At 63.0% G+C, this 25,586-nt stretch carries 21 protein-coding genes; 17 read left to right on the top strand and 4 right to left on the bottom strand.

Translation table 11 applies throughout. The features are described 5' to 3' along the window. The first annotated feature begins 15 nt into the window (after positions 1-15). From HAHE_RS17685 to HAHE_RS17665, 5 genes are read left to right on the top strand one after another with little or no spacing between them, the layout of a single operon-like run. The gene (locus HAHE_RS17685; RefSeq protein ID WP_338686306.1) at positions 16-2,784 is read left to right on the top strand and encodes a beta strand repeat-containing protein; all 2,769 of its coding nucleotides are present in this window, start codon (positions 16-18) and stop codon (positions 2,782-2,784) included. A gap of 13 nt (positions 2,785-2,797) precedes the next feature. Further along, entirely contained in the window at positions 2,798-3,532 is a 735-nt protein-coding gene (locus HAHE_RS17680) for a hypothetical protein (RefSeq protein WP_338686305.1), read from the top strand. A 14-nt stretch (positions 3,533-3,546) separates the two neighbouring features. Continuing rightward, entirely contained in the window at positions 3,547-4,275 is a 729-nt protein-coding gene (locus HAHE_RS17675; protein WP_338686303.1) for a prepilin-type N-terminal cleavage/methylation domain-containing protein, read from the top strand. 13 nt (positions 4,276-4,288) lie between these two features. Next, positions 4,289-7,633 carry a sulfatase-like hydrolase/transferase gene (locus tag HAHE_RS17670; RefSeq protein WP_338686301.1) on the top strand — a complete coding sequence of 1,115 codons (3,345 nt, stop codon included), beginning with the start codon at positions 4,289-4,291 and terminating at the stop codon, positions 7,631-7,633. Positions 7,634-7,647: 14 nt separating this feature from the next. Further along, positions 7,648-8,763 (top strand): putative glycoside hydrolase, encoded by a 1,116-nt coding sequence (locus HAHE_RS17665; RefSeq protein WP_338686299.1) that lies wholly within the window; start codon positions 7,648-7,650, stop codon positions 8,761-8,763. Positions 8,764-8,776: 13 nt separating this feature from the next. Here HAHE_RS17665 and HAHE_RS17660 read toward each other — a convergent pair whose 3' ends face one another. After that, entirely contained in the window at positions 8,777-10,738 is a 1,962-nt protein-coding gene (locus HAHE_RS17660) for a glycosyltransferase (RefSeq protein WP_338686298.1), read from the bottom strand. Positions 10,739-10,862: 124 nt separating this feature from the next. Continuing rightward, the gene (locus HAHE_RS17655) at positions 10,863-12,548 is read right to left on the bottom strand and encodes a metallophosphoesterase family protein (RefSeq protein WP_338686297.1); all 1,686 of its coding nucleotides are present in this window, start codon (positions 12,546-12,548) and stop codon (positions 10,863-10,865) included. Positions 12,549-12,633: 85 nt separating this feature from the next. Between HAHE_RS17655 and aroC the strand changes: the two genes are divergently transcribed. The 3 genes from aroC (at position 12,634) to gatB (ending at position 16,073) form a co-directional block, all read left to right on the top strand. Further along, the gene (gene aroC / locus HAHE_RS17650; RefSeq protein WP_338686296.1) at positions 12,634-13,719 is read left to right on the top strand and encodes a chorismate synthase; all 1,086 of its coding nucleotides are present in this window, start codon (positions 12,634-12,636) and stop codon (positions 13,717-13,719) included. A 24-nt stretch (positions 13,720-13,743) separates the two neighbouring features. Continuing rightward, positions 13,744-14,541: a hypothetical protein gene (locus HAHE_RS17645; protein ID WP_338686295.1), complete on the top strand. Its 798-nt coding sequence runs from the start codon at positions 13,744-13,746 to the stop codon at positions 14,539-14,541. Between the two features lie 77 nt (positions 14,542-14,618). Continuing rightward, positions 14,619-16,073 (top strand): Asp-tRNA(Asn)/Glu-tRNA(Gln) amidotransferase subunit GatB, encoded by a 1,455-nt coding sequence (gene gatB / locus HAHE_RS17640; protein ID WP_338686293.1) that lies wholly within the window; start codon positions 14,619-14,621, stop codon positions 16,071-16,073. A 256-nt stretch (positions 16,074-16,329) separates the two neighbouring features. Here gatB and HAHE_RS17635 read toward each other — a convergent pair whose 3' ends face one another. Beyond that, positions 16,330-16,998, bottom strand: a complete 669-nt coding sequence (locus HAHE_RS17635) for an HAD family hydrolase (protein WP_338686291.1) — start codon at positions 16,996-16,998, stop codon at positions 16,330-16,332. Between the two features lie 148 nt (positions 16,999-17,146). On the opposite strand from HAHE_RS17635, the gene HAHE_RS17630 reads away from it, so the two are divergent. Together HAHE_RS17630 and HAHE_RS17625 are read left to right on the top strand one after the other, a co-directional pair. Beyond that, complete coding sequence (locus tag HAHE_RS17630; protein ID WP_338686290.1) at positions 17,147-18,034, top strand: hydroxypyruvate isomerase family protein; 888 nt, start codon at positions 17,147-17,149, stop codon at positions 18,032-18,034. Between the two features lie 197 nt (positions 18,035-18,231). Further along, positions 18,232-18,630: a hypothetical protein gene (locus tag HAHE_RS17625; protein WP_338686289.1), complete on the top strand. Its 399-nt coding sequence runs from the start codon at positions 18,232-18,234 to the stop codon at positions 18,628-18,630. Between the two features lie 81 nt (positions 18,631-18,711). Here the strand turns inward: HAHE_RS17625 and HAHE_RS17620 are convergent, their stop codons facing one another. Continuing rightward, on the bottom strand, positions 18,712-19,335 hold the full coding sequence (locus HAHE_RS17620) for a hypothetical protein (RefSeq protein ID WP_338686287.1): 624 nt from the start codon (positions 19,333-19,335) through the stop codon (positions 18,712-18,714). Positions 19,336-19,460: 125 nt separating this feature from the next. Here HAHE_RS17620 and HAHE_RS17615 point away from each other — a divergent pair, with 125 nt between their 5' ends. The 7 genes from HAHE_RS17615 (at position 19,461) to HAHE_RS17585 (ending at position 25,584) form a co-directional block, all read left to right on the top strand. Then, positions 19,461-20,975, top strand: a complete 1,515-nt coding sequence (locus HAHE_RS17615; RefSeq protein ID WP_338686285.1) for a retropepsin-like aspartic protease — start codon at positions 19,461-19,463, stop codon at positions 20,973-20,975. Positions 20,976-21,055: 80 nt separating this feature from the next. Beyond that, on the top strand, positions 21,056-21,496 hold the full coding sequence (locus HAHE_RS17610) for a host attachment protein (protein WP_338686282.1): 441 nt from the start codon (positions 21,056-21,058) through the stop codon (positions 21,494-21,496). A gap of 105 nt (positions 21,497-21,601) precedes the next feature. After that, the gene (locus HAHE_RS17605; protein WP_338686280.1) at positions 21,602-22,411 is read left to right on the top strand and encodes a site-specific DNA-methyltransferase; all 810 of its coding nucleotides are present in this window, start codon (positions 21,602-21,604) and stop codon (positions 22,409-22,411) included. Between the two features lie 53 nt (positions 22,412-22,464). Continuing rightward, positions 22,465-23,235 (top strand): Hsp33 family molecular chaperone HslO, encoded by a 771-nt coding sequence (locus tag HAHE_RS17600; RefSeq protein WP_338686279.1) that lies wholly within the window; start codon positions 22,465-22,467, stop codon positions 23,233-23,235. Between the two features lie 5 nt (positions 23,236-23,240). Next, a complete protein-coding gene (locus HAHE_RS17595) occupies positions 23,241-24,068 on the top strand; it encodes a fructosamine kinase family protein (protein ID WP_338686278.1) in 828 nt (275 codons plus the stop codon). Positions 24,069-24,165: 97 nt separating this feature from the next. Further along, complete coding sequence (locus HAHE_RS17590) at positions 24,166-24,738, top strand: hypothetical protein (protein WP_338686277.1); 573 nt, start codon at positions 24,166-24,168, stop codon at positions 24,736-24,738. Between the two features lie 57 nt (positions 24,739-24,795). Then, positions 24,796-25,584: an SDR family oxidoreductase gene (locus HAHE_RS17585; protein ID WP_338686276.1), complete on the top strand. Its 789-nt coding sequence runs from the start codon at positions 24,796-24,798 to the stop codon at positions 25,582-25,584. The last annotated feature ends 2 nt before the right edge of the window (positions 25,585-25,586 follow it).

The following is a 25,586-nucleotide window of genomic DNA, read 5'->3' as shown; positions in this document are numbered from 1 at the left end:
CAACCCATCAAACCCATGAACCTCAGAAAGCCAGCACTGGCCCCAGTACGCATTGTCGACGACATCCTTCAGCTTTCCTCAAGAGCCGGCGCGTTTCCCCTCTCCGCACTATCCGTCCTCGCCGTCGCCCTTGTCGGCAGCCCTCTGGCATCCGCTGCCGACGTCACCTTCGACGCGAGTTCCGGCAACGGAACGCTCGAAGATGGAGCGGGCACGTGGGACATCGGCACCACCAACACCTGGACAACCGACGGCGGCGTCACCAACACCACCTACGCGGACAACGACAATGTGACATTCGGCGGCGGAGCATCCGGCACGGCCGGAACCGTAAGCCTCGCTGAGAATGTCGCCCCGCGGTCGATCGTTTTCGATCCCGAATTCGATGGCGACTACACCATCGACCTCAACGGCTTCGACCTGAGTCCCAGCCTCGACAACTTCGGATACGTCACAGGGAACAGCGGATTCGCTCCCGTGACGATCACGGACACGGTGGGAACTGGCTCCTTCGTCGTCCCGGGTAACAGCTCGTCCATCAGCCTGACCGGCAGCCCGCTTACGATTGACGCGAAGATCACCGGTGCCGGACGCCTCTTCATCCTCGGCGGCGGCAGCCTCACCGTCACCAACCCCGCGAATGACTTCACCGGGATCTTCTACAAGCAAAACGGAGGTAACCTGACCTTCTCCTCGATCGCCGACTCCGGGGTCCCGAGTGCGGCTGGTGCGGGCAGCTCGGTGCAGGTCGGATTCAATGGCAACCTCGTTTACACGGGCGGCGCCGCTTCAACGAACCGTGACCTGCGCTTCTTCGGCAGCGCCAACGGCACCATCACCCACAACGGATCCGGCGCGCTGGTGTGGACCGGTGCGTTCGTCAATGACTCCACGGGTGCGAGTTCGACCTTCACCTTCAACGGTAACAGCAGTGACGACAACGAGATCCAAGGAGTGATCGGTGACGGAGCGAATCCTCTGAACGTCAACAAGAACGGAGGAGGAAAGTGGATCTTCTCCGGTGCCAACACCTACTCCGGAACCACCACGGTGAACACCGGAACCCTCCAGATCGGCAATGGAGGCACGACCGGATCCCTCAACCCGGCCGGAACCATCGATAACACTGGCGGCGCCACGCTGGTTTTCGACCGCAGCGACACCGTAAGTGAAGGCGTCGACTTCGGATCCATCTCCGGCAATGGCAACATCACCCAGAACGGCTTGGGCACCCTGGTCATGAGCTACGTGACCCACGGGGGCTCCACCACGGTCAACTCAGGCGTCATGCGATTCGAGAACGATACGGATCTCGGCGCGGTCGACTCGAACAGCTTCTTCATCAACAACGGCTCCACACTGGAATTCTTCTCCGACGACGGCGGCGGCGCCAACCGGACGGTGACCAACAACAAGACCTTCACCTTCGACAGCAACGGTGGCGGGACCGTCGACTTCCAGAAAGGCAACCACCTGCTGCAGGGCAATGGCACGACCTTCCAGAACTTCATCACCACCGGTGGCACCACATGCGTCGTGAAAACTTCGGGCGGCGGCTTCTGGAATCTCCAAGGAACCGGCAAACCCAGCTTCACGGTCGCCGACGGCCCCGACGATGTCGACCTTCAGCTCGCTGTGGTCTTTGGCAACGGGAACCAGATCAACAAGGACGGCAACGGTAAGCTTCAAGCGATCGTCGGCATCGGTGTGAACAGCCAGGTCAACATCAATGCCGGAACCCTCGACATGGGAGGCACCGCCCAGTTCAGCGGCGGCAACCTGAGCGCGGCCGTCAACAACGACGGCATCCTCGGCTTCAGCACCACCGCGGATCAGGAAATCAGCGGCGTGGTCAGCGGCATCGGCGACATCGACAAGTCCGGATCCGGCGTGCTGACCCTCACAGGAACCAATACCTACACCGGTTTCACCGACGTCACGGGTGGCACGCTGCTGGTGAATGGCGACAACTCCGGCGCAACCGGCGCCGTCACGGTTTCCACCGGAGCCACACTCGGCGGCACGGGAACCATCGGTGGAGCGATCAGCATCGACGACGGCACCCTCGCTCCCGGAGCTTCAATCGGCACTCTCACCGCCGACGCTGCCATCACCGACACCGGGAGCGGCACGCTTCTGATCGAGGTCGATGGCAACAATGGCGACCAGCTCGTGGTCAACGATTCGATCGATGTCTCCAACCTCGACCTGAGCATCAGCGAGATCAATCCGCTGGTCGGCACCGTGATCATTGTCGACGGAGACGCCTCGGCCACGGTCACGGGCACCTTCAATTCTGTTCCTGCGGGTTACAACGTGATCTACGGATACGACGATGGCGGCGACACCAACAATATCGCGCTCGAGTCGGCCGCCTCACCGTTTTCGACCTGGGCTTCGATGACCGGCGCGACCGATGATCCGAACGTAAACGACGACACCGACACGCTGATCAACCTGTTCGAGTTCGCCTTTGGCCTGAACCCGCTCGTCAACGATGCCAACCCGCTCGATCCGGCCGGACCGACCCCGGGCACACCTACGACGGAGGTCACCTTTGGCCCGCTCGATTTCGACGCGCAGTTCGTCCGCCGCAAGGACGGCTCGGTGAACTATGTGGTCGAATTCAGCAACGACCTCTCGACGTGGGAGGCGACGGCCGAGACCCCGACCGTGGTGGCGAATATCGATGCCGACTACGAGATCGTCGAGGTCAGCTACCCGATCATGCTTTCGAACGGTAAGAAAGCCCGGTTCTTCCGGCTCGTCGTGACCCTCAACTGATCCGACCGAACCGATGCCTGTGACCATGCGAGTCGGCAAATGGCAGGGAGGGCGGACTGCTCTCGCCTTCCTGCCGGCCTTGGTCACGGGCACCATGACCGCGACAGCGGCCATCACCTACATCGATCCCGCCGATATCCCGATACCGACGAGCTTTGGCGGCATCTATCTCGACCTGAACACCGGAACGGCCAACGGATCTACCGAGGGCAACTCGGTCGGCGTCAACAGCTACACCATCTCCTACTCGGAACCCGCATCCGGGGATTGGGACGTGAACTTCTTCTTCGGAGGAGCCGCGATGGTGCACAACGATTCGATCAACATCTACCGCGCCGGAGACGGCACAGACAACTTCTCGGCAGTTCACAATCTCGAAGCGGGGACGCTGGTTAACGGTGCTTCGACCGGAACCTCACAGCCATTGGCAGCGCCGACTTTCGGAGGCTCCGGAGCCTACCCTGCCGATCCGCACATGGGGGCATCGGCCCTCCAGTTCGTGAACGGAGCAGACGGCTACATCGGCTTCGTTCTCGACGAGGGAAGTTCGCCGCTTTACGGCTGGATGCTGGTCCAGTTTCACGACGACGGAACACCGGGCCTGATCAAGGAGTGGGCCTATTCCGACTCGCCGATCGAGATCGGCCAGATTCCCGAGCCCCATCCTGCGGCGTTGCTGACCTTCGCCGCGTGCACCGTGCTTCTTCGCCGTTACCGCAGACGCGGCCGGCACGCTCAAAACCCATGAACCGCCCATCCGCCATGTTCAACCCATCCAAAACCCACACCGGTCACCGGACCGGATTCACTTTGATCGAACTCCTCGTCGTGCTGGTGATCGTCGCGGCGCTGTCCGCGATCACCTTCGTGGTCGCGCAGAAGGTCCGCGCCGCAGGAAAGGATGCCACCTGCATCTCCAACCTACGCCAGCTCGCGATGATCGCGGAGTCCACAGCAGCCGAAACCGGATACTACCCGCCGATGCTCAGCCAGACCACCAACGAGAACGGAGGGTCATCCCACGTCGGCGACGCGTTCCCCGGCATCATCCGCGGAATGGAGTGCGGACAGTGTCCGGCGGCGAAGTACACCGGGCTCGACAAGAACAACAATCCGATCACCAGCTACGGCTCGAACCCGATGGTGATGGTCTACACCAAAGACCGGACGCCCGCCCCTGTTCGTCCGGCCCAGATCAGGCGACCGTCGGAGGTCTATCTGATGGCCGACAGCGCCCAGCATGGCCCGCCCAACACCCGGTCGCTCGGCTTCAGCGCACGCTGGTACGGCCAACGCGAAGGCGATCCCGATGACGCCGGCAAGCCGCTCACCACCGCCGAGATTCCGAGCGGAGGATTCTGGGACGCCGACGTCTCGACGATGCCGATGCGACACAACGGACACGCCAACGTCGTCTTCTGCGATGGCCATGTGGAGTCGATCAGCGACATCAGCGAGCTCCGGCAGAAGAACTTCTACTGGAACTATTGAGACGGCCGAACCGATGAAGACCCTCTTCCTCCTACTGACAGGTGTATTGTGTACATGCGCCGTGCTCCACGCCTCCGAGCGGAGGCCCAACATTCTTTTCATCCTCACCGACGACCAAGGATATGGCGATCTCGGGCGGCACGGACACCCGTTGCTGAAGACGCCCAACCTCGACGCACTCCATCAAGGGAGTGTCCGATTCGAAAACTTCCATGTGAGCCCGTCTTGCTCACCGACTCGGGCGGCCTTGCTGACAGGGATGCACGAGTTCCGAAGCGGCGTGACGCACACGGTCGCCCCCCGCGAACACCTCAGGAAGGAAGCGGTCCTGCTTCCCCAGATTCTCGGAGAGGCCGGGTATCGCTGCGGGTTCGTCGGCAAGTGGCATCTGGGGAACGAACCCGGATATTCCCCGGACTCGCGAGGCTTCGGATGGACGTCGACCAACGTTGGAGGACCAAGGGAGCACTTCGATCCCGTCATCATCCGGAATGGTGAACGCGAAAGACGGAAAGGCTACCGCGAGGACATCTTCTTCGATGAGGCCATGACGTTCATCAAGGAGTGCGGTGACCAGCCCTTCTTCTGCTACCTCGCCACCTACTCACCCCACACCCCGCTGGCAGCCCCCGAGTCGTTCGTTGCGCCGTATCGCGATCGCGTCACCGATTCGCAAGCCGACTACCTCGGCATGGTGGCCAACATCGATCACAATGTCGGCCGCATCCTCTCGTTCCTTAGGGAGCAGGACCTCGAAGACGACACCATCGTGATCTTCATGAACGACAACGGCGCCACCGAAGGACTTGACGTCTTCAACGCCCACATGCGCGGGTGCAAGTGCACGATCTGGGAGGGAGGCACGCGAGCCATGTCGTTCTGGCACTGGCCCGGCAAGTGGCAGCCGCGAGCGGTGGACAACCTCACCGCACATCTCGATGTGTTGCCGACGCTTTGCGAACTTGCCGGCGCGCAGCTCCCGGCCGGACTTGGCGACGAACTCGACGGGTTCAGCCTCGTGCCCCTGCTGGAAAGCAGGGCCGCTTCCGGATGGCATCCCGACCGCATGCTTTTCCACCACGTCGCCCGATGGCCGGGTGGCCTCGCTTCCGCCCACAGGCACTCGATGTGCGCCGTCCGCCAAGGTCACAAACTGCTGCTTCGCAGTGTTCCGTGCGACGATCCGCATTGCCCTCCCGACGGAAACCAGTGCACCACCCTGCGACGGGTCCGCGATGGCGCGAGATCCGCCACCTACACGAAGGACAACGCACAGTTCCACTGGGGTGTCAGCGCCCCGGCCCGCTGGGAACTGTTCGATGTCTCCGACGACCCGGAGTGCCGGCACGATCTGTCCGCCGGCCACAAGCAGCAGGCTGACCGGATGGCGAAAGCCTACGATTCATGGTGGGACCGAACCTATCCGGAAATGGTTGCGGCCGGAGGGGATCGCAAGGCGAGTCGCAACGCCCGAGACACCCCATCTCGCTCGACAACAGTCGCAACACCTGTCCAAGCGAAGGAGGAACCTCCCGCCGCGGACAACCGGAAAGCGCTGTTTCCGTTGATCGACACGGATGCTGACGGAACAGCGAGCCGCGACGAGTTCATGGGCTTCTACCGGGAGACGTTCCACCGCAAGGATCTCGACGGCGACGGCGCCCTATCCGACGGGGAACACCCTGCACGACCGTTGCAAGCGATGGACGCGGACAAGGACGGCAAGGTGAACGTGAAGGAGTGGGATGCTCTCTTCTCCAAACAGTTCACCAGATTCGACAGCAATAAGGACGGATCCCTCAGCGAGAGAGAGTGGCAGGACGCGGGAAGCGGCGGCGATCCCGGGAAGCCTGCGGAAGATCTCAACCCGCGGGGACCGGCGGGACTCTTCCCACAGATTGACAAGAACGGGGACGGCAGGATCAGCGTCGAAGAACAGACCGCGTTCTATCATGGCACATTCAAGCGCAAGGACTCCAACGGTGACGGTGTCTTGTCCGACGGCGAACATCCCGCGAAGTCACTTGCCGCAATGGACCAAGACGGCGACGGCAAGGTCTCGCCCGCCGAGTGGGACGCGCTCTTCCGAAAACAGTTCAACCGCAAGGACGGGGACAAGGACGGCTTCGTGGACGAGGCAGAGTGGAACGGGACGCCCAAGGCTCCGACCCCGAAGAAGGAGGCTCCGCCTGCCACTGAGGCCGCACCCGCCCCATCCCTCGATCCGGAGACAATGATCGGAGAACTTGCGGACCTCACGTCACCGCCGTCCACCCGACAGGCGGCCGGATTCGATAGCTCAGGGAGCCTCAAGGCAATCTACTTCGAGGGGCTACCCTACCAGGGGAAACCCACAGAGGTCTTCGCGTGGCTCGGGCTTCCGGAGAATACCGCGACACCGGTGCCGGGCATCGTCCTGGTTCACGGAGGCGGAGGCAGCGCTTTCCCCGAGTGGGTGGAGCTCTGGAACCGCCAAGGCTTCGCGGCCATCTCGATCGCGGTCGAGGGGCAGACTTCCAACAAGGCGAACGGGACCGGTCCTTGGGAACGTCATCCGTCGGCAGGACCGGCACGCGTCGGCATCTATGGCGACTCGGACGCTCCAATGTCCGACCAATGGATGTATCACGCTGTCGCAGACACGGTTCTGGCCAATTCGCTGCTTCGCTCCTTGCCGGAAGTCGATGCGGAACATGTCGGCGTGATGGGAATCTCTTGGGGCGGAGTGATCACCAGCACGGTGATCGGAATCGACCCGCGCTTCGACTTCGCCATACCCACCTACGGGTGCGGCGACCTCTCACAGGCCGGCAACCAATACGGGCGGGCGCTCGGCAACAACGCGGTCTACAGGAAGCTTTGGGATCCGATTCTCCGCCTCGATCGGGCCAAGATGCCGGTGCTTTGGTTTTCGTGGCCCGGGGATCAGCACTTCCCACTCGACAAGCAAGCGAGTTGCTACACGGCTGCGCCCGGACCAAGAATGGTGTCGTTGGTCCCCGGCATGGGCCACGGACACGGTCCCGGTTGGAAGCGTCCGGAGAGCTATGCTTTCGCACGCTCCGTGGTGGATGCCGGATCGCCATGGTGCGTCACCGGCAGCGTCGATAACGCCGACGGACTCGCCACCGCTGAGTTCATTTCTCGCAAGAAGCTCGACCGCGCGGTTCTGATTTCCACCAAGGACACCGGAATCACGGGTTCCCGCAAATGGATCGAGTCGCCGGCCAAGCTTGAGCAAAGGCGGGACACGTGGCACACCGAAGCCGAGCTTCCCGAGGGAACGACGGCCTGGTTCGTGAATGTCCAATCGGGACCTCTGGTCGTCAGCTCCGAGTATCAGGAAATCGACCGGTAACCGCTCCACGATTCGTGACCCTACCAAGACCATTCGCCCTGCTCCTCTGCACCCTTCCCCTGCTCGCAGGGGAAACCCCACGGCCGACTTTTTCGTGGGACCGGGTGCCGGTCTACCAGATGTTCGGAAGCAACACCCGGCTCCTGACGGACGAGGAGGTCGAGCACATTTCGGACACAACAGACTTCCTGTGCATCGAGAAGCAGCATGGAGCCCGATTGCTCCGCGGCTCCGATCGAGGAGCTGCTCATGAGTTCGCGAGATTCAAAAGAAACAATCCCGACGCAACCTGCCTGTTCTACTTCAACTCCGCCTTCGCCTACCCGTTTGCAAGCGGCTCACGGAGCCTGCGGAAGGGAAATGTTCCTCCCCACCTTGAGCGTTTCCTGATCCGCGACCCCAAGACCGGTGAACTCGCCGATCGGGGCAATGTGCTCTACTTCGACGTACTGAACCCGGGGTTGCGCAAGTGGTGGTCGTCGGAGGTCGGCCGATACATACGGGAAACGGGAGCCGACGGTCTGTTCGTGGATCAGATGCATGGCTTCTCCCATCTGCGCCCTCGAGAGAAGCGTCCCGACGTCCGGACCGCGCAGGCCGAGATGATGCGCATGGCGAAAGAGGCGATCGGTCCGGACAAGATCCTGCTGCTCAACAACGGCGCGCACATCCCGGAGCTGTTCGCGATCGGCGACGCGTTCATGTTCGAGCACTACTCGACCGATCTCCTGACCAAGGAAGCAATCCTGCGCGACTGGAACCTGATGCGACGTATCGCGGACGCGGGCAAGAGTTCGGTTTGGAGAATCGGCGTCGAGGTCGGACACAAGGAGGACGGGAAGAAGCTCACCGACTCGGAATACCAGCAACTCGCGCGACAACGTCTCCCCTACTACCTCGCGGCCTTCCTCGCGGGGGCCTGCGAATACTCCTACTTCCAGTATGGATGGGGCTGGGGCCTCGAAACGGGCCCACTGATGGACTACCCGGAAATGAAGAAGCCGCTCGGCAAGCCGCTCGGAGAACGTCGTCGTCCGGACCCGCACAGCTGGGTCTTCCTCCGCGAGTTCGAGCACGCCAGCGTGCGCGTCGATCTGGAGAAAAAGGAAGGCTCGGTGACTTGGAAGTGACAGCCCGGGTCGCTCAGGCCGGGAGATCCACCGGGGTTTCGGACTTGGAACGCCGAACCGGCTCCAGGCATCGGAATTCCTTCGCCAACTCTTCGATGAAGTTGTCGTACTGGATCAACTCCATCCGGCCGTCGTGGTGTTCGACAATCGCGGTGAGGCTCTCGACCCAGTCGCCGGAGTTCAGATAACGGATGTCATTCACCAGCTTGTCCTCCGGCGTGTGAATGTGACCGCAGATGATCCCGTCGCACTTCCGCTTGCGGGCGAATTCCTGGAGCTGGTGCTCGTAGTTGTCGACGAAGCTCACCGCCGACTTCACCTTGGCCTTCACCTTCTTGCTGAGGGAGAAATACTCCTTCCCGCGCCACGCCCGGAAACGGTTGTAGAGGCGATTGATGACGAGCAACGAGTCGTAACCCATCGCACCCAGCCACGCGAGCCACTTGTGGTTGGTCGAGACGCTGTCGAATCCGTCGCCGTGCACCACGAGGTAGCGCCTGTTGTCGGCGGACTCGTGAATGTGTTCCTTCACAAACCTGATCCGTCCGAATGCCAGCGGAAGAAATCGGTCGAGGATGTCATCGTGGTTGCCGCGACAGTAGATGATCTCGGTATCCTCCCGTTCCATTTTCTTGAGCACCTTGCGGACGAAGCGGCTGTGGCGCTTCTTCCACTTCGAGCCGCGCCGTAGTGCCCAGCCGTCGATGATATCTCCGTTGAGCACCAGCTTTTCGCAGGTCGTGTGCTTCAGGAAATCGGTCACCTCGTGGACCTTGCTGTCCGACGTTCCCAGGTGGATATCCGAGAGGAAGATCGTGCGGTAGCTCCGGGGCTCACACTTCTTCTTCAACTGGTGGCTTGAGGGACCGCGCCCGGCAGCGTCGGAGACCTCGTTCAGTTTCGATTCGAAGACGTCGATCACGCGGCCCCAGCCCAGCGGAGCGACCGAAGCCCGCGCCTGCTCGCGCATCTCGCCCTGCAAACGCCGGAGAGCGTCGTTGGCGAGTTCGGCATACTCGGTCGAGTTCCCCTTGGGTGCCTTCAGGCCGTTGATACCATGAGCGACGTACTTGCCGGAAGCGGCGTAGTCGTAGCTGACCGTCACCAAGCCGGATGCCATGCCTTCGAGGAGGACATTGCCAAAGGTCTCGGTCTCGCTCGGGAAAAGCAGGATATCGGCCGAGGCGTAGTGACGGGCGAGATCCTCACCCGTCTGGACGCCGGCAAAATGGACAAAGGGATTCCTGCTCTTCAGCGCCTCGCGGATCGGCCCGTCGCCGACGCAGACGAACCTCATGTCCGGCACCTTCTCCCGCATCCTCCGGAAGCACTCCATCGCCAGCGCCAGGTTCTTTTCCGCCGCCACACGGCCAACGATGATCGCGACCGGCGTACCTTCGCGGACGCCCCACTCGGCGCGCAGCGAAGCACAGCGGCGGCCGGGATTGAACAGCTCGGTATCGACGCCGCGGCCAAGCAGCGCGACGTTCCGGAAACCTTCCCGCTCGAGCATCTCGACGACGTCGGGGGTCGGAGCCATCGTCACTTCCGCGCGACTGTGAACTTTCCGCAGGTAGGACATCGCCGCCGGCTGGAGACCGCCGAGGCGGTACTGCTCCATGTACTCGTGGAAATTCGTGTGGAACCCAGCGATCACCGGGATCCCGAGAACGTTGGCAGCCTTGATCGCCGAGATACCCAGCGGACTCTCGGTGGCGACGTAGATCGCATCGGGCCGGCGCTTCAGCCAGCGCTTCCTCAACTTGAACGGTCCGGGAAGACCGATCCGGACTTCCTTATAGCCCGGCAGAGTGATCGACGCCGCCAAGGTCTCGCCCGCTTTCCGATCTCCACCGGTGCGGATGATGTGAACGATGTGTCCGCGCTTGCGCAGACCGTCCGATAGCCGACCCAAGGTCATGGCGACGCCGTTGACGTCGGGCGCGAAAGTGTCCGTGACGATGTCGATTCGCATGAGATGGTTAAGGTTGGTTAACTAACCAACCCCGTTATCCCCGGAATCGACTCCGCGCTGGACTCCAATCAAGTGGCGATTCCGCCACAAAACCCACTGGCGATCAGTGAGCTAGGCGGCCCAATCAACGCCTCCATCGCCGCTCGACGCGGTCGAACACCTCGCCGTCGGCCTCCTTCGCCACGGCCATCCAGCCCTCCTCCTCGAGCGTCACGGCATAGAGATGGTTCTTCGCGTAAGCCGATTCCATCCACGGCCGCACCTTCTTCAGATTTGCCGGGATCGACCGGACCTTGGTCCCCCATGCCCCTGCCCCGAGATAGGGAACCCCTCTTTCCGTATCCACCTTGCCGTCGAACATCGGCGCCGATCGGGAGTGCACGTGGTGGTCATTCTCGAACACCGCATCGACCTGATACTTCTCGAACAGCGGGCACCACAGCTTCTGAATGCCGACCGCGTCCTCCTTCGTTCCGCAACCCCAGGCCGGCCGGTGGTAGCAGACGAAGAGATGCTTCACTTTCTCCCGCTCCTTCAGGCGCGCCTCCAGCCAGTCCGTCTGGCTCGCAAGCGTCGCGGCATGACCGGAGTCGAGAAGCACCAGTGAGAGCCCTGCCTCGAAGTCGATGGCCTGACGCGCCTCGCCCGCTTCCTGCATCCGGAACAGGCTGAAGAACTCGTCGGCCGCCTCGGGACCGGGAGCATCATTCGGGCGGTATCCGGCACCGGTGATCTCGTGATTGCCGATGGCCACCACCATCGGCACCTGGCGACCGTCAGGAGTGCGGGCGTTTTCGACCCACGAGTCGATCCACTCGAACCAGCGGCCGACATTCTGGTTGTTGGTGTAGGCGAGGTCACCTCCGAGCAGAGCGAACATCGGATCTTCAGCACCAGCACGCGCGTTCATCGCGTCGAGCAGTCCCCGCGAGTGAAACATGTCGCCACCGGTGACAAATCGGAGCGTCTCGGCCTTCGAAGGTGCGGTCCGGAAAACAACATCGCGATCGCCCAGGCGGAGTTCGATGTCGGTTCCGGATGGGAGTCCCGTCAGCTCCGCACTTGCCACGGTATGCGCCGACTTTGCGAAGGGCACCCGCTCGACTTCCACAAGCTTCCAGTCCGTCTCGCCTTTGACGCGAACCCGGAGTTCCGGCAACTCGTCGGAGTCTTCCTTCTTCTCCACTCCGACCTGACGGCGCCAACCGGCGGTTGGCTTCGCTCCGGCGAGATACTCCCACTCGGCGCCTTCACCAACGATCTCGCGCTCTCCGCCGTCCCAGCGTGCGACGACCTTCAGGTCGAGGGTGAAGTCGGAACTCTGGAGGCCATCATTGAACCCGACCGCCGAGAAGATGCGCTCTCCGGCTTCAACTTTACCCAAGGAGATCTCTTCCCACTTGTTCGCCTCGTGCTTTTGGATGACCTGCTCGCGACCATCGACCACCCGGACGTTCTTCCGCACCGCTTCGCGACCGTCGATGGCCAGCGTGAAGGCATCGTCGTAGCGCGCGAGGAGCACCAGTTCCGCCTTCTCCGGAAGATCCCCGGGCACCGCGATCTTCCGCCGGACGTAGACCTCGGCGAACCGGCCCTCCATTTCCCGAATCACGGTGGCGTCGTCGGCATCGCCATAGCCGAAGCCGCTCTTCCCGAGCGTCCAGCTCCCCGATCCGCCGGATGTCTCGACCCAGCGGACCGACGCCTCGCTCTCCGGGGCGGTCGACCATTGGACGAAGGGGCCGTGCACCGAGGCGTCGAGCGATAGCGTCAGAGACAGGAAAGAAAGCACGCGGAACGGGTGAAACATGGCCATCGACCTACCCCGGAGCCCCAGCCCCGCCAACCTCCAATTCGCACTTCGCAGACGGCCGTCGGCGCCTACACTCCGCCGCATGTCATCCAGTTTCGGCCACGCCTTCCGCCTTCACACCTTCGGCGAATCCCACGGGGGAGCCGTCGGCGTGATCATCGACGGCTGCCCGCCCCGCATTCCCCTGACCGAAAAGGAAATCCAGCACGAGCTCGACCGCCGGCGCCCCGGGCAGTCGGACATCGTCACCCCGCGCAAGGAATCGGACACCTGCCGGATCCTCTCCGGCGTCCAGGACGGGCAAACGCTCGGCACCCCGATCGCGATCACGGTTGAGAACGAAGACCAGCGCCCCGGTGCCTACGAGGAAATGGCGGTCAAATACCGCCCGTCGCATGCCGACTACACCTACGACGCCAAGTATGGCATCCGCGCGCTTTCGGGCGGTGGACGCGCTTCGGCCCGCGAAACGATCGGTCGCGTGGCCGCCGCGGCCGTCGCCAAGCAGGTGCTCGCGGCGCTGGCTCCGGGGATCGAGATCCTTTCCTGGGTGAAGTCGATCCACGACCTCGAGGCCGACGTCGATCCCGCGACCGTCACTTCCGAAATGATCGAGAGCAACATCGTCCGCACCGGCGACCCCGTCGCGGCCGAGAAGATGATCGAGCGAATCAAGGAGGTGCGCGCCGACGGCAACTCGATCGGCGGCGTGGTCGAATGCGTCGTTCGAGGCGTCCCACCGGGACTCGGCGAACCGGTCTTCGATAAGCTCGAGGCCGAACTGGCCAAGGCGATGATGTCCTTGCCTGCGACCAAGGGCTTCGAAATCGGTTCGGGCTTCGCCGGCACCCGCATGACCGGCCGGGAGCACAACGATCCGTTCCGCATGGTCGACGGCAAGGTTCGCACAACCTCGAACCGTTCCGGTGGCATCCAAGGCGGCATTTCGAACGGCGAGCCGATCGTCTTCCGGGTCGGGTTCAAACCGACCGCCACCATCATGACCGAGCAGGACACCGTGACCAACGACGGTCAGGACACCCAGCTCAAGGGCCGCGGCCGTCACGATGCCTGCGTGCTTCCGCGGGCGGTGCCGATGGTTGACGCGATGGCGGCGCTCGTCATTTGCGACCACCTCCTCCGCCAACGCGGCCAGTGCGGTCTGTAAGCCGGCCGCGCGCCACCCAAGGCCTTGTCGCTTCCCGAATCCATTCCCCAGATCAGCCTTGGCACCGCGGCCTTGCTGATCTTCGGCGCCATCGCCTCGCTGGCGATGCTGCGGGGATTGCTGCGGATTCTCTGGGGCACCATCTTCCTTTGCGCTTCGGGATTCGCCGCGTTCTTCTCGTGGCAGCACGCACCGGCCCTCGGCCGGCAGTTCCTCGGCAAGGAGTCGGCATTGCTCTCGGCCGCGCTGCCGCTGGTCGTCTTCCTGCTGACCTTCTTCCTGCTGCGCTACCTCGCCCGAAGCGTCGTGCGGCCTCTGGGCGAGCCCAATCCGGACAACGCCGAGAAGAACCGCCGCTCGCCGATCCGCTGGGCGGTCACGCTGCTCCTCAGCCTGATCCCGACCGCGCTCCTGTGGTTTGCCGGCGCGACCTTCCTCCGTCACGCCGGCTCGGTCGCCGAAATCCGGACCTACGCCGAGTCCTTCGACACCGCCGTCACCCCCGACAGGACCGCCTTCCTCGCCAAACTGAAGGAGAACATCGAGCAGGCGCTGCCAGCCGACTGGTTCAGCTCGATCGACCCCCTCGCCGACGAGGCCCGCGTGGCGCTGGCCAAGCTTATCTCAGCTGCCGAAAGCGCGCCTCCGAAGGCAATCCCGGTCCTTGAGGAGCCGGACATCCGCGACATCGTCCTCTCCGACCCCGAGCTCCGGCAACTGGCCCGCGAAGGCCGCTACTCCGAGATCCTCCGGGATCCGCGCCTCGACCGGATGCTCGAAAACGACAACCTCCGCGAAGTCCTCGCCAATACCAAACTCTGAACTCCTCCCCGAAATCCCTTGGCGGCCTTGGCGTCTTGGCGGTTCAATTTCTCCACCGATCACGGATCACGTCCAACATGTCTTTCCTCGTCACCATCGGCCTCGAAGTCCACTGCCAGGTCAAAACGAACACCAAGATGTTCTGCTCCTGCGAAACCTCCTTCGCCGAGGAACCCAACACCCGCACCTGCCCGGTCTGCCTTGGCTTGCCCGGCGCCCTGCCGGTGCTCAACCGCCACGCGATCGAAAAGACCCTGCTCGCCGGACTCCTGCTCGACTGCGGTTCGCCCGAGATCTCGAAGTGGGATCGGAAGAACTACTTCTACCCGGACATGCCGAAGAACTACCAGACGACGCAGATGGACCTGCCGCTCTGCATCGGCGGCGAGGTTCCGGTCTACGACTTCAACTACCCCACCGACGTCCGCAAGAACATCGCCCGCCCTGGATTCAAGGTCCGACTCAACCGCATCCACCTTGAAGAGGACGTCGCCAAGTCTACCCACCTCGGCACTTCGTCGATCATCGACTACAACCGCGCCGGCACGCCGCTGATGGAGATCGTGACCGAGCCGGACATCGAGTCGTCCGCCGAGGCGTTCTCCTTCCTGCGCTCGTTGCAGATGATCCTCCAGCAGGGCGGCGTCTCCGATGCCGACATGGAAAAGGGACAGCTCCGTTGCGACGTGAACATCTCGATCCGCCGCGAGGAGAACGATCCCTACGGCAACCGGATCGAGCTCAAGAACCTCAACTCGATTTCCGCCGTACGCCGCGCGATTGACTACGAAATCGAGCGGCAATGGGAGGATCTCCAGCGAGGCATCGAGCAGATCCAATCGACCCGCCGCTGGGACGACGACCGCGGTGAGTCGCAACTCCTCCGCACCAAGGAGGACGCCCACGACTACCGCTACTTCCCCTGCCCCGATCTCCTGCCCATCCACACCGAGCCTCTGTTGGAGAAGGTCCGCCCTCTGGTGACCGAAAGACCACACGAACGGGCGGAGCGCTACGAGAACGAGTTCGAGATCACCGCCTACGATGCCTCCGTGCTCGCTTCCGATGTACCACTGGCATCGTACTTCGAGGAACTGGCGGCCAATCCGAAGGTCCCCGGCAAGAAAGCGGCCAACTTCCTGCTCAACGTCCTGCTCGGACTGCTCAACGAACGCTCCGTCGCGATTTCCGACGCGCCCGTTTCGGCGACCAAGACCGGCCAACTGCTGGAACTCGTCGAGTCGGGCCAACTCGCTCTCAACCAGGCCAAGGAGGTGCTTCTCGTCCTGCTCGAATCTCCAGACAAGGAACCTGCCGCCGTTGCCAAGGAGATGGGCTTCGAGCCTGCCGACGCCGGCGAACTCGAGACCTTCTGCGATCAGGCGATCGAGGCGAACCCGAAGCAGGTCGGTGAGATCAAGGCGGGCAACGAGAAGCTGGTCAACTTCCTCACCGGCCAGGTGATGAAGCTCTCCAAGGGCAAGGCAAATCCCAAGCAGGTCACCGAGATCCTCCGCTCCAAGTTACTCTGACTTACCGGTGGACCGAGGGCTTTGGCCCGAATAGCAATTCCTCAAGCCGGGCAGTCGGTACTTTCCGCAGGTAATGGAGCGCTGGCTTCAGCCGGCATCTTGACAAACAGCGAAATCGTCAAGCCGGCCGACAGGGCGGTGGAGCGGTAGGAATCTGGATCTCGCAATTGCCGGACGATGGCTCCGGGGCCGGCTGAAGCCAGCGCTCCATTCGCGAAATCGGCTGAAGAAGCGCCGGTCGGGTGCGCATCTCATTTCACCGGTCCTCCCCCAACAGCCAGTCGGCGACGGCTTCGACGTCCCCGAACTCGGGGATCCAGGCGAGTTCATCGGGAAGATCGGTGGTGAACTCGCACCGCAACCGCACGGGATGGGCGCCCGAGTCGATCGCCGCATGCTGGTTGTATATGCGGTCATCGACCAGCATCGTCTCGCCCGGGTCGAGGGCATACTTCTCATAGCACTCCCTCAGGCGGTCGACCTTCGCCGTGTCGTGCATGAACTCGCCGTGCCGCACACATTCAATGACCAGGAAGTCGGTCACCGGCGCGAGGATGTCATTGAGGTAGGCGGTCTTCGCCGCGACATCGAAGGTCGCCGACATCGTGAACTGCCGGTAGCCTCGGGCGTTCAACCGCTTCAAGGTCTCGATCACCTTCGGGTAGAGCGGCCGGTTCCGGAAAAAGTCCTGATCCGCACAGAAGTCGCGGTCCATTTCCTTCCCGAGTTCCGGATGTGTCTTCAACTCGAGCGCGCCATACTCCGGCACGATCGGCAGGACCTCCGGCAACTGCTCCCATTTCAACCCGGCGTAGCGATCCCGGTAGTTCGGATGCCCGGTCAGGAAATGGAAGTAGGCATGGTTCAGGTCCGCCAGGACTCCGTCGACGTCCCAGAAGATGTTTTTAATGTCTGCGGGATTCATGACGCGCCGGAGTTTATGAATGGGGAGAGCGGGTTTGCAACCCGCTGCCCTTTTCCTCGACCCACCCAATTTCAATCTCGACCGGGAAACCACGAATGGTCCCGATTTCCGTTGGCCTCCCTCGTGGCTCCCGGTAGCTCTGTCATCCATGACCCGATCGCGACGACAATTCCTCTCCGGAGCCGCCCTGTCGGCCGGAAGCCTGTTCCTCGGAGCGGGACGGGCGGCCGGTGCTCCCGCGAAGATCGATACTCCCTTCAAACACTCGGTGATGGGATGGTGCTTCAATGGCCGGGACATCCCGCCGAAACAACTGGCCGAATGGTGTGTGAAACTCGGCATCCATGGAATAGAGGGCATTCCTCGCGAGTCCTACAAGGAGGTCATGGAGCTCGGCCTCGAGATCTCGCTGGTCGGAAGTCACGGGTTCGCCCAGGGGCCCTGCGATCCGAAGCACACCGACATGGTGATCGAGAAGCTGACCGACGCAATCGAGGTCGCGTCCGACGTCGGGGCCAAGCGGGTGATCACCTTTACCGGGATGCGCTTCGACGGGATGGACGACGAAACCGCCGCCGGCCTCTGCGTGGAAACGTGGAAGAAGGTGCTCCCGCTAGCGGAGAAGAAGGGCATCACGATCTGCCTCGAGCATCTCAACTCCCGCGCCTCGGAGGGGAAAATGACCGGCCACCCGGGCTACTTCGGGGATGATGTCGATTTCTGCGTCGACCTCATCAAGCGCGTCGGGTCGGAGCACTTCAAGCTCCTGTTCGACATCTACCACGTCCAGATCATGAATGGCGATGTGATCCGCAGGATCCGCGAATACAAGGACTACATCGGCCACTACCACACCGCCGGAAACCCCGGCCGCGGCGAGATCGACGCCAGCCAGGAGATCAACTACCCGCCAATCATCCGGGAGATCGTGAAGACCGGCTTCTCCGGCTTCGTCGCGCAGGAGTTCATCCCGACTTGGGACGACCCTTTCCAGTCGCTGAAACACGGAGTGGAAACCTGCACGGTGAAAGGTTGATCCTCCCGGCGGGGAATAGGAGGGAGGACACTCCCGTCCTCCGAAACTCCGAACCATCGGCGGACAGGCGTGTCCGCACTCCTTTCGTCCCACGCTCACGCCCCACGGGCAACCTTCTCATGAAATGTTCGGGTTCGTCCGTATCGGTGCGGATTCCCTTTGCATTGGCAGCTAGTCCCCATTCTTAATCCGGCGCAATGCTCTCCCAGGAACCCATTGAATGGCCGGACGAGGTCGAGATCCTCGTCGACCGTCTGGAAACCGAATCCGCCGACCGTGACCTCAGCCGCGAGGAACGCGCGCTGATGGATGTTTACGAAACCGTCCCGATCCTCGAGAGCAACGATTGCCTCCATGAATTCTGGCAGAGCGGACTGGATCACCAGCGGGTGATCCGGTCATTCGACATCGTCGGCGCGACCGCACTCGTCGACCCTCTCAACGCAAGCCGCTGGTGCGCGACCCGCGCCGAGGATCGGAATGACTACAGCGAGACCGAGGAGGAATACCTCGCCACGATCGAAGAGGACCTTCCCGGGGCGATGGACGAACTCGTCGACCTCGTGCTCGCCTTCATCGAAGAGGAGCTGGACTAACAGGAGTCCAAAGGTACGGCTGACCGCCCCCGGTCAGCCGCCGATCCACGCAGGCGCACCACGCCGCCTTGCCACCCCCGCTCAGCCTTCGACCGCCTCGGCGAAGTCGCAGAAAAACTCGACGACCTCCTCGAACCTGAGCCGCGTCGCTTCGTCTGCGATCAGCCCGAGTTTCGCCCAAGCGATGGCCCCGTCCCCGATGTAGAGCGTCGCCTTCGATTTCTTCAACGCAGAGGCAAGCCACTTGCGTCTTTCGTCGGTCAACACCTCCTGAAGGATTGCCGGATTGCCGGTCCGGACATCCACCGCTTCATCGAATGCCTCGTCACCGCTCTTCCAACGCCCCTTTCCTCCGCTGTCGCGCTGTCGCAGACCGCCGAGCAGGCCGGCCGGCGCCATCTGTGCCCTGAGGCGACGGTCCTTGAGTTCGAGTTTCACCAGACTCTCGATCTGCCGTGTGCCTTTGAGACCTTTCCCCGGAGCCGAGAACGAAACCTCTCGCCCACGATATTCCCCGTGAAGCGAGGGATCCGGCCGGACGAAGCCACCCATTTTCACCGGCGGCTGGTCGAGTTCCAGCCCGAAGCGCTCCGCGAGTAGCCGGTACTGGGTGGCGATCCTCGATGATGAGAACTTGAGAATGATCCAGAAGATCCCAAGACAGCCGGCGACCGGGAGGATCAGAAGCAATGACTCGGGGCCCATGCCCCGAAACAACCGCCCCCGCCCCCCGTGGGCGAGTCCTTTTTGGCCGGAGCCTGTCACGCGGTCGATCCTCCTCCACGCTCGAAGCTCGCCGTCGGTCCAATCCACCGATAGGCTGGCCATCCATGCGCGTTACCCCGCCCATTTTCGGAAGCTTCGGCCTACTGTTGGTGTCGTCGGGTTTCGCCGAGCGACCGACGGTCACCCTCGGCCCGTCGGACGGACTCGCGCTCGACCAGCCGCGCGTCGCGGTCGAGTTCCTCGACGACAGCGACACCCCGCTCGGCCCGGACATTTCGAACTCCTTCCTGCTCGATACCGGTGCCGAGCGAATCGTGATCGCTGGCGGCGCTTTCTCCGAGCTTGATGCCAACGGCTACCAGACCGACGGCACCATTCTCGAACAAGGTGTCAGCGGATTCACCACCTTCGATGTGTCGGTTCCCTACCGGATGGACTTCGCCGGAACGGCGGGTGACATCGTGACTCTCAACGGTGTGCGCGCGCTGTCGAATCCGACGTCGGACTTCGGCTCGTTCGGAGGAATCGTCGGCATGCCGGGAATGGTCGGCCGCGTCACCAGCCTCGACTTCTCGGGTTTCGGCACCGGCGACCTTTTCGATGCGTTCGTCGGCGTCGACATGCGAACCGACGTCCCGGCGAGCGGCGGTCACCGTTACACCATTCCGCTCCAGCTCTTCGATTTCCCGATCACCGAGCCGGACCCGCCGACCACGGCCGACGGCATCCCTTTCCTGACCGCGATCGTCGATACCTCGACCCGCCGACGGCGCGGCCGCTTCCTGCTCGATACCGGCGCCCAGATCAGCATGCTCTCGGAGCGGCTCGCGTTCGACCTCGGTCTCGACACCGATGGCGACGGAAACTTCGTCAACGAGCAGATCAGCTCCACCGTGATCAGCGGGGTCGGCGGCAACATCACCGTGCCGATTCTCGACGTCGGACGGTTGCTCGTTCCGACCACCGGGGGGACCGACCTCGCGTGGACCGGTGTCGCGGTGATCATCCTCGAGATCGACCCGCGGATTGACGGAATCTTCGGCAGCGACCTGCTGACCAGCGGGTGGATCGAGGCGTTTCTGCTCGGAGGCGGCGACGGATTCATCCAGCAGGCCCAGCTCGACTTCCTCGAATCCGACGACCACCGGGGATTCATGATGCTCGACATCACCCCGGCCCTCGACACTCCGGCTCCCGGAATTCCCGCGGTCGACCTCGACTCCGATCACGTTGCCGACGACTGGGAGCTGCTTTTCTACGATGATCTGGGAAGTCCGGTCGGCGACTCCGACAACGACCGGCTGGACCTGATCCTCGAGAACGCACTGAACACCGACCCCCGGCGTTTCGACAGGAACCCCCTTCACATCACCCGCAACCCGGACGGCACCGTGACGGCGCGCTTCCCGAGGAATGCGGAACTCCCGTTCACCTCTTTGACGCTGGAGAGTTCACCCAGCCTCGGCGGCGTCGGCACGTGGACTCCGGTCGTCCCGGACTCGATCGAAACCGTGTGGTTCGACGCCCTCACCGAACAGGTCAGCATCACGCTTTCTCCACCTCCCGGAACCAACACGCTCTACTTTCGGTTGAGTGCCGAGGTATTGCCGACCGAGTAGGCCGGGAAATTTTCGACCACTTCGGGGATTCTACCGTGACGACTTGCATCGCGGAAACTCCGCTGCAAGGGTGGGACGCTATGAATTCGATGATCATCGTTACCGACCTCGGACACATGAAGGCCTACCGCATCACCCGTGACGACCTTCAACCGGACACTTCGCCCGCCTTCGAAGACGTCGCCGACATCGATCTCGAAAACCAGCACAGCAAGGTTTCCGACCGCGTGACCGACAAGGCCGGCCGGTTCAGCTACGGCCCGGGCAGCAAATCGGTGGGCGAGCGGCACAGCGAGCAGGACGAAGCCGAAAAGTCCCAGCTCCGGGGCATCGCTGAGGCGGTCAACGGCACCGCAGGCTCGGACAACACCGACATCTACCTCGCCGCGCCCAAGGAAATCGTCGGAGATCTCGTCGACTCGCTCACGCCGCTGGTCCGGAAAAGAATCCGGGCCAAACTGGCGCTGAACCTTGTGAAAAGCTCCAAGCTGGATCTGCTGGACCGGTTCCAGCTGAGGTGAGGCAGCTCTCCAATCGGCACGACGGCGGACCGGGGGCGGTCCGCCCTACCTTCCGAAGGACAAAAGGACTTGGACTGGCGGCACCTGAGGCGGCACGCTCCGGCGGTGCCTCCTGAGACCCTCCATCTGCATCATGGCGACTGCCTCGAGGTGCTGCCGACGCTCGGGGCCGGATCTCACGATCTGGTGGTCACCTCCCCGCCCTACAATCTCGGGATCGCCTACAGAAGCTACGACGACACCCGTAGCAGGACCGAGTTCCTCGACTGGTGCCGCCAGTGGGCAAGGGAAGTGAAACGCGTCCTCGCGGATGACGGATCGTTTTTCCTCAATGTCGGAGCCGCTCCATCCAACCCGTTGTTTCCCCATCAGGTCCTGCTCGCGCTGACCGAGGAGCTCTTCGTCCTCCAGAACACATTCCACTGGATCAAGTCGATCACTGTCGAGACCCGCGCCGGCGAACCGATCAGCGTCGGTCACTTCAAGCCGATCAACTCGAAGCGCTTCGTCAACGACTGCCACGAGTACGTCTTCCACCTGACAAAGACCGGCAACGTCCCGCTCGACCGAAGGGCCGCCGGCGTGCCCTACCAGGACAAGTCGAACATCGCACGCTGGGGCCACACCGGCGGACAGGACCTCCGCTGCCGCGGCAATACCTGGTTCATCCCCTACGAGACCATCCAGTCCCGCGACAAGGAACGCCCCCACCCCGCCACCTTCCCGGTCGCCTTGGTCGAGCAGTGCGTGCGGCTCCACGGCAAGGGCGAAGCGACCCGTCTCATCGACCCCTTCCTCGGTATCGGAAGTTCGGCCGTGGCCGCCACACGGATGAATCTCGCAACCTTCACCGGCATCGAACTCGACGAGCGCTACCTCGGGGTCGCGCGCGAGCGGGTGGCAGCCGATTCCTGACCTTCACCCGTTCAAGGTTGGACGTTCGATGTTCGATGTTCCACCCTGCGCGCGTGTCCGAGCAGATCCCCGTCGAGGAGTTCACCAAGGTTGAATCGATTTTCGTCCGCCACCGCAACGTGCTGGCGGTCCGCGCCCAGTTCACGCCGATCTATACCGACTACTACCTGCACCTGATGCAGCACCAGCTCCGCAATCCACCGGAGCTCGACGGCATGCTGAAGGACCTGCTGGCGGCGCTGACGCTTCACGTGGTGGCCCGTCCCTGGGCCGAAACGATCGCCTGGACGGTGAACCTGCGGGCGCCCCGGGTGAACTTCTTCGCCACCGGCAGTTCGCTGGAGGAACTCGTCACCGGCCGGCTCTTCACCGAAAACGTCCGCGAGCCCGACCGCAACCTGTTCTACTCCCAGACCACCACCCAGCCGGGGGCGGAACCGCGGACCTCCACGCTCCAGGTCGACGGCAACGATCCCCTGTTCTGGATCGAGCAGTACTACACCCAGTCCGAACAGCGCCCCTGCCGCGCCTTCAGGCTGGAGGACGAGACCTACATCCTGTTCGTCGCGCAGCCCGACTACGACGAGGAATGGTTCGCCGCGCTCGACGAAGCGACCGCCGCAACGCTCGAGCGCGACCAGGAAACGAAGTTGCTCGAGACCCGGCGCTTCCGGTTCCGTTGCGGCTGCGACCTCGACCGCATCCTCCCCATTCTCGGCGGCTGGCGCGACAAGCCGGAGGAGCTTTTCGGCGACGAGGACAAGATCACCATCCAGTGCCCCCGCTGCGCCGCACGATACGTCGTCACCCGGGACATGCTCTGAGCCACATGCCGGACTGGAGGGCCATCGCCAGCTCGCTAGGCAAGCCGCCGACCGGCTCACCCACTCCAGTTGGGGGCGGCTGCATCCACGACAGCTATGTCTGGGGCGAATGGTTCATCAAAACCAACTCGGCCGATCAGGCGGACAACTTCCGGGCCGAGGCGGAAGGACTTGAAGCGATTCGCCGGACGAAAACGATCCGCTTGCCGGAGGTGCTGGGCCACGGAGCCACGGGCCAATCCGCGTGGCTCGCACTTGAGGCGTTGGAATTGGTTTCCCGTGGCGACGACGCCGTGCTCGGCGAGCATCTTGCCGCGCTGCATTCGACCACTGCCGACTGGTTCGGCTTCCCTTCCGAAAACTTCATCGGTGCCACCCCGCAGCCGAACGCCGCGACCCACTCATGGGTGGAGTTTTTCCGTGAGCAACGCATCGGACACCAGTTCCGGCTCCTAAGGAAAAGTGGCATCAACTTTCCCGGATCGGATCGCTTTCTCGATCGACTAACCGAACGTCTTCCCGCTTCCCCGCCGGCTTCCCTGATCCACGGCGACCTGTGGGGCGGCAACAAGGCGTTCCTCGGCGACGGCACCCCCGTGGTGTTCGATCCCGCCGCGCACCACGCCGACCCGGAATGCGATCTCGCCATGACCGCGCTGTTCGGAGGATTCTCGCCGCGCTTTTACGAAGCCTACCGGTATCACCGCCCGGCACCTGAAGACGTCGAATCCCTGCATGAAATCTACCGGCTCTACCACATCCTCAACCACGCCCTGCTCTTCGGCGGCGGCTATATTTCGCAAGCTCGCGGCATCCTCGCTCGCTACGCTTAGCCTCGTCGCCTGCGCTCCCGATCCTCTGGCGATTCCTTCGCCCTCCCGAACCGTCACCCGCGACCAGGCGATCGCCACCGCCTATGCCTACACTCAGGTGAAATGGACACCCGAGCCTCGCCACGTCCGGCACGGTCTCGACTCGGACGGAATCCTCGTCCACACGCCCGACTCCGGCCTGTCGGAGCATGGATTCTCAAACGGCTGGTGGCGCAGCGGCGAGGAAATGACCGGCGTCGCCTACCAATGGGGAGGCTTCGACACGCCCCGGCAATTCCTCAACTCGCTCGAACGCGGCGAATTCGCCGGCGACATCTCCACCGCCGAGAAGCGGCGACTCGGTGACGACGGAACCAGCGCGGACGCCTGCGGCATCGACTGCTCCGGCTTCATTTCCCGCTGCTGGCGGCTATCGCGTCCCCATTCGACCCGCGAGCTGCCGTCGATCTGCCAACCGCTGAAGGCTTGGGCGCATCTTCAGGCGGGCGACATCCTGCTGAATGACCGACACGTCCTGCTCTTCCGCTCGTGGGGCCCGGACGGGAAAAGCATCCACTGCTACGAAGCCGGTCCCTTCCCGGTCTGGCGGGTCAATGCCGCCCGGATCCCGGTGGCCAAGCTGGAGCGCGAAGGCTACCGGCCCTGGCGCTATGAGGGCATCCGTCCGTGACAGATGCTGCCCCCGATCCTGCTTGCCACCCGCCGATCCCCCGCCAAACCTTTCCGCATGCCGACTGCTGCTTATTTGAAGGACCTTTTCGGACTCGAAGGGAAAACCGCCGTCGTGATCGGCGGCACCGGTGAACTCTGCGGAGTGATGGCCGAAGGCCTCGCCAAGGCGGGCTGCGAAGTCGTCCTCGTGGGCCGCATCCGCGAAAAAGCCGAGATCAAGCTCAAGACGATCACCGACGCGGGCGGCAAGGGCTACTTCATGCCGGCCGATGTCACCTCGCGCGAGTCGCTCCACACGCTGCTTGAGGAGGTCGTGAAGACCTCCGGCAAGGTCGACATCCTGATCAACGGCGCCGGCATCAACGCCGCCACGCCGTTCCTCGAAATCGAGGAGGAGGAATTCCATCGGATCATCGACACCAACCTCACCGCCGTCTTCCGCGGCTGCCAGGTCTTCGGCGAATACTTCATCGAACAGGGCATTCCGGGCTCGATCATCAACCTCGGCTCGATGTCCGGCCTCGTGCCGCTGTCCCGGGTCTTCATCTACTCGGCCACCAAGGCCGCCGTCCACAACCTCTCCAAGAACCTCGCCCGCGAGTGGGCCGAGCACTCGATCCGGGTCAACACCCTCGTTCCCGGCTTCTTCCCGGCCGAGCAGAACCGCAAGGTCCTCGACGAAAGCCGGGTGCTCGACATCCTGCGCCAGACGCCGATGAGCCGCTTCGGCAACCCGGACGACCTGATCGGAGCCACCCTGCTGATGGCCTCCAACCGCGCCGGGGCCTTCATGACCGGCAGCGAGATCGTGATCGACGGCGGATTCAACGCCATGAAGATCTGAAC

It is taken from the genome of Haloferula helveola, from assembly GCF_037076345.1.
Taxonomy (GTDB): Bacteria; Verrucomicrobiota; Verrucomicrobiia; order Verrucomicrobiales; family Akkermansiaceae; genus Haloferula; species Haloferula helveola.
Note: the sequence above shows the minus strand (reverse complement) of the source record. Positions and strands in the feature narration are given on the sequence as shown.

What these genes read in the sequence shown, in the direction of transcription:
- aroC (WP_338686296.1), top strand. Translation starts at nt 12,634, where the DNA reads ATGTCATCCAGTTTCGGCCACGCCTTCCGCCTTCACACCTTCGGCGAA.
- HAHE_RS17675 (WP_338686303.1), top strand. Translation starts at nt 3,547, where the DNA reads ATGTTCAACCCATCCAAAACCCACACCGGTCACCGGACCGGATTCACT.
- HAHE_RS17610 (WP_338686282.1), top strand. Translation starts at nt 21,056, where the DNA reads ATGAATTCGATGATCATCGTTACCGACCTCGGACACATGAAGGCCTAC.
- gatB (WP_338686293.1), top strand. Translation starts at nt 14,619, where the DNA reads ATGTCTTTCCTCGTCACCATCGGCCTCGAAGTCCACTGCCAGGTCAAA.
- HAHE_RS17585 (WP_338686276.1), top strand. Translation starts at nt 24,796, where the DNA reads ATGCCGACTGCTGCTTATTTGAAGGACCTTTTCGGACTCGAAGGGAAA.
- HAHE_RS17685 (WP_338686306.1), top strand. Translation starts at nt 16, where the DNA reads ATGAACCTCAGAAAGCCAGCACTGGCCCCAGTACGCATTGTCGACGAC.
- HAHE_RS17655 (WP_338686297.1), bottom strand. Translation starts at nt 12,548, where the DNA reads ATGTTTCACCCGTTCCGCGTGCTTTCTTTCCTGTCTCTGACGCTATCG.
- HAHE_RS17670 (WP_338686301.1), top strand. Translation starts at nt 4,289, where the DNA reads ATGAAGACCCTCTTCCTCCTACTGACAGGTGTATTGTGTACATGCGCC.
- HAHE_RS17635 (WP_338686291.1), bottom strand. Translation starts at nt 16,998, where the DNA reads ATGAATCCCGCAGACATTAAAAACATCTTCTGGGACGTCGACGGAGTC.
- HAHE_RS17660 (WP_338686298.1), bottom strand. Translation starts at nt 10,738, where the DNA reads ATGCGAATCGACATCGTCACGGACACTTTCGCGCCCGACGTCAACGGC.
- HAHE_RS17595 (WP_338686278.1), top strand. Translation starts at nt 23,241, where the DNA reads ATGCCGGACTGGAGGGCCATCGCCAGCTCGCTAGGCAAGCCGCCGACC.
- HAHE_RS17625 (WP_338686289.1), top strand. Translation starts at nt 18,232, where the DNA reads ATGCTCTCCCAGGAACCCATTGAATGGCCGGACGAGGTCGAGATCCTC.
- HAHE_RS17630 (WP_338686290.1), top strand. Translation starts at nt 17,147, where the DNA reads ATGACCCGATCGCGACGACAATTCCTCTCCGGAGCCGCCCTGTCGGCC.
- HAHE_RS17615 (WP_338686285.1), top strand. Translation starts at nt 19,461, where the DNA reads ATGCGCGTTACCCCGCCCATTTTCGGAAGCTTCGGCCTACTGTTGGTG.
- HAHE_RS17620 (WP_338686287.1), bottom strand. Translation starts at nt 19,335, where the DNA reads ATGGGCCCCGAGTCATTGCTTCTGATCCTCCCGGTCGCCGGCTGTCTT.
- HAHE_RS17680 (WP_338686305.1), top strand. Translation starts at nt 2,798, where the DNA reads ATGCCTGTGACCATGCGAGTCGGCAAATGGCAGGGAGGGCGGACTGCT.